The 12,053-nt window shown below is 66.3% G+C and carries 11 protein-coding genes; 5 read left to right on the top strand and 6 right to left on the bottom strand.

The window, feature by feature from the left end; all coding sequences use genetic code 11:
• Window positions 1-105: 105 nt before the first annotated feature.
• The 5 genes from OF829_RS14785 to OF829_RS14805 all read right to left on the bottom strand — a co-directional run bounded on the left by OF829_RS14785 (window position 106) and on the right by OF829_RS14805 (window position 5,419).
• Window positions 106-228, bottom strand: a complete 123-nt coding sequence (locus OF829_RS14785; protein WP_264940856.1) for a hypothetical protein — start codon at window positions 226-228, stop codon at window positions 106-108.
• Between the two features lie 317 nt (window positions 229-545).
• Window positions 546-1,733, bottom strand: coding sequence for a glycosyltransferase family 4 protein (locus OF829_RS14790; protein WP_264940857.1), 1,188 nt, complete (start codon window positions 1,731-1,733; stop codon window positions 546-548).
• Entirely contained in the window at window positions 1,730-2,836 is a 1,107-nt protein-coding gene (locus OF829_RS14795) for a glycosyltransferase (RefSeq protein ID WP_264940858.1), read from the bottom strand. Before OF829_RS14795 ends, OF829_RS14790 begins: the two co-directional genes overlap by 4 nt.
• On the bottom strand, window positions 2,833-4,008 hold the full coding sequence (locus tag OF829_RS14800; RefSeq protein ID WP_264940859.1) for a glycosyltransferase family 4 protein: 1,176 nt from the start codon (window positions 4,006-4,008) through the stop codon (window positions 2,833-2,835). Before OF829_RS14800 ends, OF829_RS14795 begins: the two co-directional genes overlap by 4 nt.
• A 10-nt stretch (window positions 4,009-4,018) precedes the next feature.
• Window positions 4,019-5,419: an exopolysaccharide biosynthesis polyprenyl glycosylphosphotransferase gene (locus OF829_RS14805; RefSeq protein ID WP_264940860.1), complete on the bottom strand. Its 1,401-nt coding sequence runs from the start codon at window positions 5,417-5,419 to the stop codon at window positions 4,019-4,021.
• Window positions 5,420-5,505: 86 nt separating this feature from the next.
• Between OF829_RS14805 and OF829_RS14810 the strand changes: the two genes are divergently transcribed.
• The 5 genes from OF829_RS14810 to OF829_RS14830 all read left to right on the top strand — a co-directional run bounded on the left by OF829_RS14810 (window position 5,506) and on the right by OF829_RS14830 (window position 11,402).
• Window positions 5,506-6,507, top strand: a complete 1,002-nt coding sequence (locus OF829_RS14810; RefSeq protein WP_264940862.1) for a M48 family metallopeptidase — start codon at window positions 5,506-5,508, stop codon at window positions 6,505-6,507.
• 59 nt (window positions 6,508-6,566) lie between these two features.
• Complete coding sequence (locus OF829_RS14815) at window positions 6,567-7,568, top strand: NAD-dependent epimerase (protein WP_264940863.1); 1,002 nt, start codon at window positions 6,567-6,569, stop codon at window positions 7,566-7,568.
• Window positions 7,569-7,635: 67 nt separating this feature from the next.
• Window positions 7,636-8,538, top strand: a complete 903-nt coding sequence (gene cysD, locus OF829_RS14820; protein ID WP_264940864.1) for a sulfate adenylyltransferase subunit CysD — start codon at window positions 7,636-7,638, stop codon at window positions 8,536-8,538.
• Window positions 8,539-8,662: 124 nt separating this feature from the next.
• Window positions 8,663-10,582: a sulfate adenylyltransferase subunit CysN gene (cysN, locus tag OF829_RS14825; protein ID WP_264940865.1), complete on the top strand. Its 1,920-nt coding sequence runs from the start codon at window positions 8,663-8,665 to the stop codon at window positions 10,580-10,582.
• A 97-nt stretch (window positions 10,583-10,679) separates the two neighbouring features.
• On the top strand, window positions 10,680-11,402 hold the full coding sequence (locus OF829_RS14830; RefSeq protein WP_264940866.1) for a 3'(2'),5'-bisphosphate nucleotidase CysQ: 723 nt from the start codon (window positions 10,680-10,682) through the stop codon (window positions 11,400-11,402).
• On the opposite strand, the gene OF829_RS14835 is transcribed toward OF829_RS14830, so the two are convergent.
• The gene (locus OF829_RS14835; RefSeq protein ID WP_264940868.1) at window positions 11,394-11,816 is read right to left on the bottom strand and encodes a hypothetical protein; all 423 of its coding nucleotides are present in this window, start codon (window positions 11,814-11,816) and stop codon (window positions 11,394-11,396) included. The genes OF829_RS14830 and OF829_RS14835 overlap by 9 nt on opposite strands.
• Between the last annotated feature and the right edge of the window lie 237 nt (window positions 11,817-12,053).

Here is a 12,053-nt window from a genome sequence, read left to right on the forward strand (position 1 = left end):
TGGTCAGCGCGGCGCCCGAATGCGCGCCATAATGAACAAGGCCGCGCTTGAACTTGCAAGCGCGGCCTTGTGAAACTCTGGAATCAAATCCGCGTCGCCGTCAGCTCAGGGGCTGATCGCTTCGCTCAGCGCATAGCCGCCGCCGATCAGACCCGCCAGGATCAGCAGCAGCAGGGCCGGCGAGATATGGTTCGCATCTTCGATCTTGGCGCCCTGACGACCCGCCACCGGCGTGGTCTGCGCGGCCCGAGGGGCCGAAACGAGCGAGTCAGACGGACGGACCTGCGCAGTGGCAACCGAAGCCGAAGCCACAAACCCCATGGCTGAAAGCGTCAAAACGCTGCTCCGTAAAAACCCCATATTGCATCTCCAAAAGCTGACGCTCGTTCGAGTCTGTCTCACATCGCCCAGAATGGGTCAACCAAAACCGACCAAAGGTTAACGTGTTTTTTCCCGCAGTGCGGCACAAATGCACCAGCCGGAAAAAGGTTGCACATTTCGGTTACGAAACGATGAAAAAAGTTCCATTAACCCTGTAAATCGTTTCAATCCAAGCAGGTAGCAAGAAGCTTTCGGTAATTCAAGCCATTTTGGCGTTTGTCGAAAAGAGCCTCGGCAACCCTCGGACCCCGCATCGCAAAATGTGCGCGGAGCGTCCCATCGTGGGTCACTTGCCCAATTGCTTGTGCAAGTGCGAAGGGATTGTGCTGCGGCACGGCTAGACCGCAATCATGTTTCTCCAGGATTTCGCGGGCCGAGCAGACATCGACGCTGACGAACGGCGCACCGCAAGCCAGGCTCTCGATCATGCACCGCGCCAGCCCCTCGCGCTCCGAAGCCAGGTAGACGAGATCCGCTGCGCGGTACCAATCGGCGGTGCGCGGGCTATATCCCATGAACCGCACCCGATCGCCCAGGCCGAGCGCCTCGACGGCATCGGCGCACGCCGATGCATAGGCGTCGCGCTCCGGCTCGAAATCGCCGACGAAATAGGTGATCGCTTCCGGCACGTCCTCAGCTACGCGCGGAAGCACCTCGCGGATGAGCGCGAGCTGCGCTTTTTTGGGCTCGAACCGCCCGACATAGGCGAGCGCGGGCTGCGCATCCTCTATTCCCAATTCGCCGCGCAGTGCCCGCTTCGCCGCGGCATCGACGGGGAAGAAGCGCGTCCGGTCGACGATGCTGTAGAGAAAGGCGAACTTGCCCGCCGCCGCCGGCCCTTCCGATTCCGGCGCCAGATCGCGCTTCCACGCATCGAGCATCTCCTGCGAGAGCACGAGGAACCGGTCGCACCGCGCGAGCGCGCCCTTCCACATCTTGACGTTGCCGCCCTCGATCATCGTGTCGCGGACGTTGAGGATCACCTTCGCCCCCGCCAGCTTCGCGCCGAACATGGTGTTCCAGAAGGCGCGGTGATCATTGGCGTGGAGGATGTTGATCCCGAGCTTCTTGACCGTCCGCCACGCGCGGATATTGTTGGCGAGCCGCGCGCGGACCTGGCCGATGCGGTAGGCGATCTTCGATTTCGACTGGTTGTACCCGGCTTCGGGCATGTCCCAGATCATCACCGGCGCATCCTTGCGCAGGCTCTCGGTCACGCCGCTCTCGGCATTGGTGACCACCCATTTGGCGACATCGGGCACCGCGCTGATCATCTCGCCGATGCTGCGGATTCCGCCATCGGCGCCGCTGCCGATCTGGTGGATCACGAAAAGGACGCGCGGCTCGCTCACCCGATCAGCCCTCGCTCGCGGAACATCGCGTCATATTGCGCTGCAATCCTTTCGAGCGCGAAGTCGTTCGCGCGGGCCCGCAGCGCATCGCGATCCACCGGCGCATCGATCGCCGCGCCCATCGCATCGGCAAGCGCCTCGACATGCTGGATCGGCACCAAAGTCCCGTAGCGCCCGTTTTCGAGGATCTCGGCAGGCCCGCTCGGGCAATCGGTGCTCACTACCCGGGTCCCGCACGCCAGCGCTTCGGCGACGACATTGGCGAACCCTTCCCAGCGCGAGCTGAGCACGAACACATCCGCCGCCGCCATCGCCGCGAAGGGATTGGCGTCGAACCCCGGCATCGCGACGCTCTCCGCAGTCCCCAACTCCCCCGCCAACGCTTCCAGTGAAACACGATCCTCGCCCTCGCCCAGGATCACCAGCCGCACCGGTCGTGTCGCGCGCAGCTTCGCATGTGCCCGCAGCAGCGTCGGGAAATCCTTCTGCATCGTCAGCCGACCGACCGCGAGCAGCACCGGCTCGGTCTTGTCCGCCAGCCAGGGATGCGAGGGCCGCTCCGCCGCCATCGCCGCCGCGCGCGGGATATCGACCGGGTTATGGATCACCGCGATCGAGCCTTCGGGCTTGCCCGTGAGCCGCTCGACATCGCGCCCCACCCCGGCCGAGATCGCGTTCAGCGATTCCGCGAACCGGTAGAACCAGCGGATCACCCGCGGCCAGATGCGGAAGTAGAAATCGTCCGACACCGCGCTCGCGGTCGGCGCATTCTGCACCGAGATGTGCACCTTCGATTTCCACCGGAACAGCGCCTTGCCGATCAGCACGAACGGATCGGTCGCGGTCAGCGCCGACACGATCAGCGTTGGTTTCTCGCGCTTCACATAGCCCGCCAGCGGCAGCAGCATCTTGCGCACCTTGCCCGCGCCCAGATCGACCACGCGGATCGCCGGATCGATCTCGCCGAGGAACGGCCCGGTCTTGCGGACCACCACCACGTCGATCTTGAGCCCGGTCTTCACGAGGCTGTTCATCACCCCGATCATCGCGCGCTCGGCCCCGCCGCCGCTCGCCGCCACCAGCACCAGTGCGATATCGGTCATGCCGCGATCCCCGCATCGGCCATCACCGCGCGCCAGAAGGTCTCGCGCCGCCGCGTCACCGCGTCGAGGCTATAGGGAAGCGCGGTCGCGAAATTGGTACGCGCCATCTCCGCGCGCACCTCGGCCGGCCGCACCGCCAGCATCTGCGCCGCCAGCTTCGCCACATCCCCGGGCGTATGCAGCCAGGGTTCGCGCACCAGCTCGGGCGTCCCCCCCGCAGTCGAGGCCAGCGCGGGCGTCGCCTGCCGCATCGCCTCGATCAGCGCGCGGGGCAGCCCCTCCTGGAAGCTCGCCTGCACATAGACGTCGATCCCGTCGATCCAGTCGAGCACCGCATCGCCGCGCGGAGCCGGGCCGCACAGCTCGACCGCGTCGGCGACGCCCTGCTCCGCCGCCACCGCGCGCCAAGGCTCGGGATCGCCCGGCCCCAGCACCTTGAGCTCGAGCCCCGGATCGGTCCGCCGCGCCTCGGCCAATGCCTTGATCGCGATATCCACGCCCTTCTGCCGGTTCGAGATCACCGCGACCATCCCGAACACCAGGGGCCGCGCATCGCCGATCCGCGCCAGCCGACCTTCGAGCACCTCCGGCCCTGGCCGCTCGACCATCACGTCGGAGACGCCGACCGTCATCTTGTCGTTCGGATAGCGAAGCTGAAGGAACTCGGCGGAGACATAATGGACGTAATCGGCCCGGGCGACCGCGCGCCGCATCCGCCACTCGGCGACCGGGGCATAGAGCTTCGCGCCGCGCCCGCCATGCCGCGACAGCGCGTCGATCCAGCTCCCCACCACCTCGACGATCGCGGGCTTGCCCGCGCGCCGTGCTTCCCTGAGCGCCAGCAGCCCGATTTCGCTGGGCAACCGCGCGATCACGATATCGGTCGCGGCGACCGCCGCGCGCAGCTTGCGCACGGCGGCAGGATCGGGCCGCACCAGGTTGAGCGGGCTCGACAGGTTGGGGATCGCCACCAGCCGATCGACATCGTCGAAGGTCAGGCTCAGCTTGGCCGGATCCTCCCCCGGCGCCAGCGCGTGCAGCCGCGCCGCGACGGTCACCGGTCCGAACACGCGCTCATAGGCGGCGAAGGTCTCGGCATCGAGCGCCCCCGTCGTCCAGACGCGGCCGTCGCGGATCACGAAGCGGTGATCGTGGCAGAACAGGACTGTCATGGATGCCGCGTCAGAAGGCGTTCGGGTGCATCAGCACGCGGAAGGTCATCAGGATGATCTTGACGTCGCGCCAGATCGTCCAGCCGTCGAGATATTCCAGATCGGCGTGGAGCCGGTTGACCAGATCGATATGGCGATCGGTCGCGCCGCGAAAGCCGCGCACCTGCGCAAGGCCCGTCAGCCCCGGCTTGGCCGCGTGGCGATGCCAGTAGCGCTCATCCACCTCCCAATAGAGTTTCTCGTCCGCCCGCGCGCCCAGCGCGTGCGGGCGCGGACCGACGATGCTCATCTCGCCCTTGAGCACGTTGATCAGCTGCGGCAGCTCGTCGATGCTGGTGGCGCGGATGAACTTGCCCATCCGCGTCACCCGGTCGTCATCGCGCGCGGTCAGCGTGCTGGCGTCGTGGTCGGTGCGGTCGGCGCGCATGCTGCGGAACTTGTACATGCGGAATTGCTGGTTCGCCCGCCCGATGCGCGTCTGAACGAAGAAGATCGGACCCCGGCTCTCGAGCCTGATCAAGAGCGCGACAACCAGCAGCAGCGGCAGGCAGATCAGCAACAGCACCGAGCCCACCGCGAGATCGAAGGCGCGCTTGAGAATGCGGTCGGGGAAGCTCAGCGGCCCGCGTGCGATCACCATGGTCGGCGTGTCCGCCACGCGCGCGATCCCCAGCGGGCGCATGGCGACCAGCTCAGGCACGAAAATCTCGGCCACCACATTGGCGCCCTGCAGCGCGTGCACCCAGGCGAGCCGCCGCGCCGCCGAACAGCTCACCACCACCCGGTCGGCATGCTCGACCGCGCTGGCGAGCCGGTCATACATTGCCGGATCCTGCGATTCCGGGTCGAAGCTCGATCCCGGGATGATCTCGGAGAATGCGCTCGGCTCGAAGGTCGCGCCATCGTCGGCGATCAGCACCACCGTATAGGGATTGCCGCCCAGGATCGATTGCGCCGCGCTCGAGAAGATGCCGCGGCCGACCATCAGCGTGACGATGCTGCCCGCAAAGCCCAGCGCGAAGATCACGCGCGACATTTCGGCGGACGACTTCAAATAGAAGGCGATGAACAGCACCGCGCCCGCCGCGATCGCGAGCGACCGGATGATCCGCGCGATCCCGCGCCAAACATTCTGGATCACCTCGACCGTATAGGCGCGCGCGCCGAACGCGGTGACCAGATAGAGCGGCACCAGGGTCGAGACCATGGTGAACCACTGCGTCCGCGGCTCGGCGGGATAGACGATCCCGGCGACGAAATAGCTCGCGACGATGCAGACCATGTCGAGAAGGATCAGCGACAGATGCAGGCGGAAACGGAGCGTACGCCGCGATGGCTGGCTGCGGTTGCGCACGGGCCCTTCGTCCGAAAGGGTGGCGGACGCCCGGGGGCGGCCGATCTCGATCGTCATCTCAAGCCCCCGTGCGCGGCGAATCGACGCCGTCACGCCGGGACTGTACAGGAGGGCAGGAACCACTCAAGGCGATTTCTGCTGCAATGCAACGTAAGCGCGCGCTCATCTATCTCATTGCCCCCGCCTTGTTTTTGGCCGCCCCCGCGGCTTATGCAGACCCTTCCGGCCTCCTCGCGCTTCAGCGCTATGACCGGCAACTCAACACGATCGGATACCGACTGGCGGCCGCAAATGTGTCGCTCTGTGCGGCCACAACGCCGCTGACCGGCTTTTCGATCCATGACCTCTCACAATATTCTGCGGATCAGCAGGCGGACGCCCGCGCCGCCTTCGGGTTCATAGCCGACCCGCTGGTCCTCGCCGTCGCGCCGGACAGCCCCGCTGCGGCCGCCGGCCTGCGCGAAGGCGATGCGCTGGTCAGCATCGACGGCGGCGCGATAGCCCCGGCCAGGCCGGGCTCGCGGCGCAGCTATTCCCGGATTGAGACATTGCTCGCCCAGCTCGACCGCGCCGCCGCCGATCACATGCTCGATCTCGGCGTCCGCCGCGACGGCCGACTGCTGACGATTCATGCCCCGGCGCCCGAGGGCTGCCCCAGCCGATTCCAGACCAAGGTCAGCGGCACGATCGATTCGCTGGCCGACGGAATTTATGTCGAGATCACCACCGGCGCGATGGATTTCGCGGGCGAGGAGGATCAGATCGCCGCGATCGTCGCGCACGAACTCGCGCACAATATCCTGCACCACCGCGAGCGGCTCAATGCGGTCGGCATCCGCCGGGGGCTGCTGGGCCAGTTCGGCCGCAATGCGCGCCGCATCCGCCAGACCGAGGAGGAGGCGGACATCCTCAGCGTCTACCTCCTCGACCGCGCCGGCTATTCCCCCCAGGCGATCGTGAAATTCTGGGAGCATTACGACCGCGCGCACATCCTCGGCTTCCTCGCGGCCCCCACCCATCCCAGCCCCAAGGCCCGCATCGCGATGGTCGAGCGCGAGACCGCGCGGATCGTGGCGATGAAGGCCGCGGGCGAGACCCCGCGGCCGCTTTTCATGATGGGCGCGACCCTCCCTGCGCTCCGATAGTTGCCGCAGCGCAACCAAGCCTCTATCGGGACCGCAGGGGCAAAGGGAAAAATCGACACATGCGTTTCCTGATCACCGGGACCGCGGGGTTCATCGGCTATCATCTCGCGCAACGCCTCCTCGCCGACGGCCATTTCGTCACCGGCTTCGATGCGGTGACCGACTATTACGATGTCCGCCTGAAGGAGGCGCGCCTCGCCAAGCTGGCGAGCACGCAGAATTTCCGCTTCGTGAAGGGGCATCTGGAGGACCAGAGCGCGCTCCAGCGCGCCGCCGATCTGGGCGAGCCCGAGGTGATCATCCATCTCGCCGCCCAGGCCGGGGTCCGCTATTCGATCGATCATCCGCGCACCTATATCGACAGCAACCTGGTCGGCTCCTGGGCGGTGCTCGAGCTTGCCCGGCATCTCCAGCCCAAGCACCTCCTGCTCGCCTCGACCTCCTCGGTCTATGGCGGCAACGAGGAGATGCCCTTCGCCGAGATCGACCGCGCCGACGAGCCGATGAGCCTCTATGCCGCGACCAAGAAGAGCATGGAGGCGATGGCGCACAGCTATTCGCACCTGTTCGGCGTGCCGACGACGACGTTCCGTTTCTTCACCGTCTATGGCCCCTGGGGCCGCCCCGACATGGCGCTGTTCAAGTTCGTCGATGCGACGCTCAAGGGCGAGCCGATCGACGTCTATGGCCATGGCAAGATGGCGCGCGATTTCACTTATGTCTCGGATCTGGTCGAGGCGATCACCCGGCTGGTCGATGTCGTCCCGAACGAGGCGAACCGCGTGCCGGAGATCGACACGCTCTCGCGCGTCGCCCCCAGCCGCGTCGTCAACATTGCGGGGGGCAATTCGACGCCGCTGATGGACTATATTGGCGCGATGGAGGAAGCGATCGACCGCAAGGCCGTGCTCCACATGATGGACATGCAGCCGGGCGACGTCCCCGCGACCTCGGCCGACCCCTCGCTGCTGCGCGCGCTCACCGGCTACACCCCCGGAACCAGCGTCCGCGAGGGCGTCCACGCCTTTGTCCGCTGGTACCGCGACTATTACGGCAAATAGGCTTGCTGTGGGGCCGCAAACAAAAATGCTGTGCGGCCACGCATTTGGAGTCACTAACTGACCGCGCATGACGTCCGGCCTCACCCATCTGCAACGGCTCGAAGCCGAAAGCATCCATATCCTGCGCGAGGTCGTCGCGGAGGCCGAGAAGCCGGTGATGCTCTACTCGGTGGGCAAGGACTCGGCGGTGATGCTCCACCTCGCCAAGAAAGCCTTCTATCCGGCGCCCCCGCCCTTCCCGCTCCTCCATGTCGATACGACCTGGAAGTTCCGCGCCATGTACGACCTGCGCGACAAGGCCGCGCGCGAGGCGGGGATGGAGCTGCTGATCCATCACAATCCCGAGGCGATGGCGCGCGGCATCAACCCGTTCGACCATGGCGGTCTCCACACCGACATGTGGAAGACCGAGGGGCTCAAGCAGGCGCTCGACAAGTTCGGCTTCGACGCGGCGTTCGGCGGCGCGCGGCGCGACGAGGAGAAGAGCCGCGCCAAGGAGCGCATCTTCTCCTTCCGCACCGCCAACCATCACTGGGACCCCAAGAACCAGCGGCCGGAACTCTGGAATCTCTACAACGCGCGCAAGGCCAGGGGCGAAAGCATCCGCGTCTTCCCGATCTCGAACTGGACCGAACTCGACATCTGGCAATATATCCTCGCCGAGAAGATCGAGATCGTCCCGCTCTATTTCGCCGCCAAGCGCCCCACGGTGATCCGCGACGGCCTTACGCTGATGGTCGACGACGAGCGCTTCCGGCTCAATCCCGGCGAAGTGCCCGTAGAACGCTCGATCCGCTTCCGCACGCTCGGCTGCTATCCGCTCACCGGCGCGGTCGAGAGCGAGGCGGATACGCTGGAAGCCGTGATCCAGGAAATGCTCCTCACCACCACCAGCGAACGCCAGGGCCGCGCGATCGATCACGATCAGGCCGCGTCGATGGAGAAAAAGAAGCAGGAGGGGTATTTTTGATGCGCCAGCTGCCCCAAATTCTCTGTCACCCTGAACTTGTTTCAGGGTCCACCCCTCCGCGAGCGACGACGGCGCTTGTCGCGCGGTGGATGCTGAAACAAGTTCAGCATGACGGGGGTGTGGCGTGAACGATTCCAGCTACCGCCCCGACGCCCTCATCGCCTCGGACATTTCGGCCTATCTCGCGCAACACCAGAACAAGTCGCTACTCCGCTTCATCACCTGCGGCAGCGTGGACGACGGCAAGTCGACGCTGATCGGCCGCCTGCTCTACGACTCAAAGCAGATCTTTGAGGACCAGCTCGCCGCGCTCGAATCCGATTCGGCGCGGGTGGGCACCCAGGGCGCGAACATCGATTTCGCCCTCCTCGTCGACGGCCTCGCCGCCGAGCGCGAGCAGGGCATCACGATCGACGTCGCCTATCGCTTCTTCGCGACCGAGAAGCGCAAGTTCATCGTCGCCGACACGCCCGGCCACGAGCAATATACCCGCAACATGGTCACCGGCGCCTCGACCGCCGATCTCGCGGTCATCCTGATCGACGCGCGCAAGGGCGTGCTCACCCAGACCCGCCGCCACTCCTATCTCGCGTACCTGATCGGCATCCGCCACATCGTGCTCGCGGTGAACAAGATGGACCTGGTCGGCTATGACCAGTCCCGCTTCGAACAGATTGTCGAAGACTATCGCGAATTCGCCAACGGTATCGGAATCGAAACGTTCACGGCGATCCCGATCTCGGGCCTCGCGGGCGACAATATCGCCACGCCCTCGACGCATATGGACTGGTACGCCGGCCCCACGCTGATCGACCATCTCGAAACCGTCGAGGTCGATACCGATGCCGCAAAGGCGCGGCCGTTCCGCATGGCGGTGCAATGGGTCAACCGCCCCAATCTCGATTTCCGCGGCTTCGCCGGCCTCATCGCGGGCGGCACAGTCAAGCCCGGCGACCCCGTCCGCATCCTCCCCTCGGGCAAGACCACGACCGTCGCCCGCATCGTCACCCTCGATGGCGATCTCGACGAGGCCGTCGCCGGCCAGTCGGTCACCCTCACCCTCGCCGACGAGGTCGATTGCTCGCGCGGCGACGTGATCGCCGCCGCCGATTCCCCGCCCCAGGTCGCCGATCAGTTCCAGGCCACCATCGTCTGGATGGACGAGGAGGAATTGCTCCCCGGCCGCGCCTATTGGCTCAAGCTCGGCACGCGCACCGTCAGCGCCACCGTCCAGCAGCCGCGCCACGCGATCTGCGTCAACACCATGGCCGAGCTCAGCGTGAAGACGCTCGGCCTCAACGATATCGGCGTCGCGGAGGTGTACACCGACCGCGGCATCGTCTTCGAGCCCTATGCCGAGAGCCACGACCTCGGCGGCTTCATCCTGATCGACAAGATCAGCAACGCCACCGTCGCCGCCGGTATGCTCAACTTCTCGCTGCGCCGCGCCCAGAACGTCCACTGGCAGGCGGCCGAAATCAACCGCGAAGCCCATGCCCGCCAGAAGAGCCAGTCGCCGCGGCTGCTCTGGTTCACCGGCTTCTCGGGCTCGGGCAAGTCGACCATCGCCAACCTTGTCGAAAAGCGCCTCCACGCGCTCGGCAAGCACAGCTTCCTGCTCGACGGCGACAATGTCCGCCACGGGCTCAACAAGGATCTGGGCTTCACCGATGCCGACCGGATCGAGAATATCCGCCGCGTCGGCGAGGTCGCGCGGCTGATGACCGATGCCGGACTGATCGTCCTCACCGCCTTCATCTCGCCCTTCCGCGCCGAGCGCGAGATGGTCCGCCAGATGATGCCCGAGGGCGAATTCTTCGAGATCTTCATCGACACCCCGCTCGAGGAAGCCGAGCGCCGCGACGTGAAGGGCCTCTACAAAAAGGCGCGCGCGGGCGAGATCGCCAACTTCACCGGCATCACCAGCCCCTACGAAGCGCCGCTGAACCCCGAGATCCGCATCGACACGACCCGGACCAGCCCGGAAGCGGCGGCCGAACTGATCGTCGAGCAGATCATGGGCGTGTGGAGCCCGGTGCTGTGAAGCCGGCCGCGCCCCACCCGTGCTCCGGCGAAGGCCGGAGCGCTGGAGATCGAAGCGGGTCGCCCGCCAAGGCTCCGGCCTTCGCCGGAGCACGAGGATGACCGACGCCGAACTCGCCGCGCAAATCGCCACCGAAGCCGGCGAACTCCTCCTCGCGCTCCAGAAATCGGGCCTGTCGGGCCGCGAACTCTGCAACGCAGGCGATTTCCAGGCCAATCTCCACATCCTCGCGCGCCTGCGCGCCGAACGGCCGGGCGACCCGATCCTCTCCGAGGAATCCGCCGACGATCCCGCGCGCCTGACCTCCAGCCGCGTCTGGATCGTCGATCCGCTCGATGGCACCCGCGAGTTCGGCGAGGGCCGCGGCGACTGGGCCGTCCATGTCGCGCTCGCGGTGGACGGCATTGCTCAGACCGGCGCGGTCGCGCTGCCCGGCCTGGGCGTCACCCTCGCGACCGACGCCCCACCGCCACTCGCCCCAGCGCACAACCCGCCCCGCATGGTCGTCAGCCGCACCCGCCCGCCCGCGCAGACCCACGTCATCGCCGAGGCGATCGGTGCGCAGATGGTCCCGATGGGCTCGGCCGGCGCCAAGGCGATGGCGGTGGTACGCGGCGAGGCCGAGATCTATTTCCATGACGGCGGCCAGCATCAATGGGACAATTGCGCGCCCGCCGCGGTCGCCGCCGCCGCGGGGCTGCACGTCTCGCGGATCGACGGCAGTCCGATCGTCTACAACTTGGCCAGCACCTCGATCCCCGATCTGCTGATCTGCCGTCCCGAACTCGCCGAGCGGCTGCTGGCGATCATTTCAGGCTGACGGCTTCTTCGCGAACCAGGCGTCGGCATCGGGCTTGAACAAATAGCTCGTCGCCCAGCCGAGCAGTCCGAAGGCCGCCCAGCTCAGCACCGTGACGAGACCCAGGCTCATTCGCCCGGTGAGCAGCAGGAACACCCCATAGGCGGTGAAGCAGGCACCGGTCACGAACCATGCGGCGATCAGCCATTTCGCCACGGCGCTTCCCCGCCGCGCCGCGAAATACCAGAGCGCGGCCATCGCCAGATAGACGATGGCGAAGGTCGCCAGCACCGCGCCGACGCCATAGGTGGCGGTCAGCGCATTGGCCTTCGTGGCCTGCAGCGTGGCACCAAAGGCGATCGCGTCGCTCAGGGCACGAACCGCGAGCGATCCGAGGAACAGGCGCTCGAACTGCACGATCGAACTGGGCTTCATGATTTCTCCCTGCATTCGTGCACGATACCCGGCCTGCGCCGCGCCGCAAACCCCTTGGCGAAGGCGAAGGCCCCTTGGCCGCGGGCGCATAATATTGCAACGTGATTGTGCAACGCACCATTCGCGGCCTCGCCCTGGGCCGCCAACCAAGGAAATCGAACCCGATGCTCGACCGGCTTCTCGAGAAGGTGGACCAGCGCGACTTCACCATCGGCATCATCGGCCTCGGCTATGTCG

The organism is Sphingomonas caeni (assembly GCF_026013415.1).
GTDB classification, from domain to species: domain Bacteria; phylum Pseudomonadota; class Alphaproteobacteria; order Sphingomonadales; family Sphingomonadaceae; genus Sphingomonas; species Sphingomonas caeni.

What these genes read in the sequence shown, in the direction of transcription:
- OF829_RS14795 (WP_264940858.1), bottom strand. Translation starts at nt 2,836, where the DNA reads ATGACCGATATCGCACTGGTGCTGGTGGCGGCGAGCGGCGGCGGGGCC.
- OF829_RS14800 (WP_264940859.1), bottom strand. Translation starts at nt 4,008, where the DNA reads ATGACAGTCCTGTTCTGCCACGATCACCGCTTCGTGATCCGCGACGGC.
- OF829_RS14805 (WP_264940860.1), bottom strand. Translation starts at nt 5,419, where the DNA reads ATGACGATCGAGATCGGCCGCCCCCGGGCGTCCGCCACCCTTTCGGAC.
- OF829_RS14810 (WP_264940862.1), top strand. Translation starts at nt 5,506, where the DNA reads ATGCAACGTAAGCGCGCGCTCATCTATCTCATTGCCCCCGCCTTGTTT.
- OF829_RS14815 (WP_264940863.1), top strand. Translation starts at nt 6,567, where the DNA reads ATGCGTTTCCTGATCACCGGGACCGCGGGGTTCATCGGCTATCATCTC.
- cysD (WP_264940864.1), top strand. Translation starts at nt 7,636, where the DNA reads ATGACGTCCGGCCTCACCCATCTGCAACGGCTCGAAGCCGAAAGCATC.
- OF829_RS14830 (WP_264940866.1), top strand. Translation starts at nt 10,680, where the DNA reads ATGACCGACGCCGAACTCGCCGCGCAAATCGCCACCGAAGCCGGCGAA.
- OF829_RS14835 (WP_264940868.1), bottom strand. Translation starts at nt 11,816, where the DNA reads ATGAAGCCCAGTTCGATCGTGCAGTTCGAGCGCCTGTTCCTCGGATCG.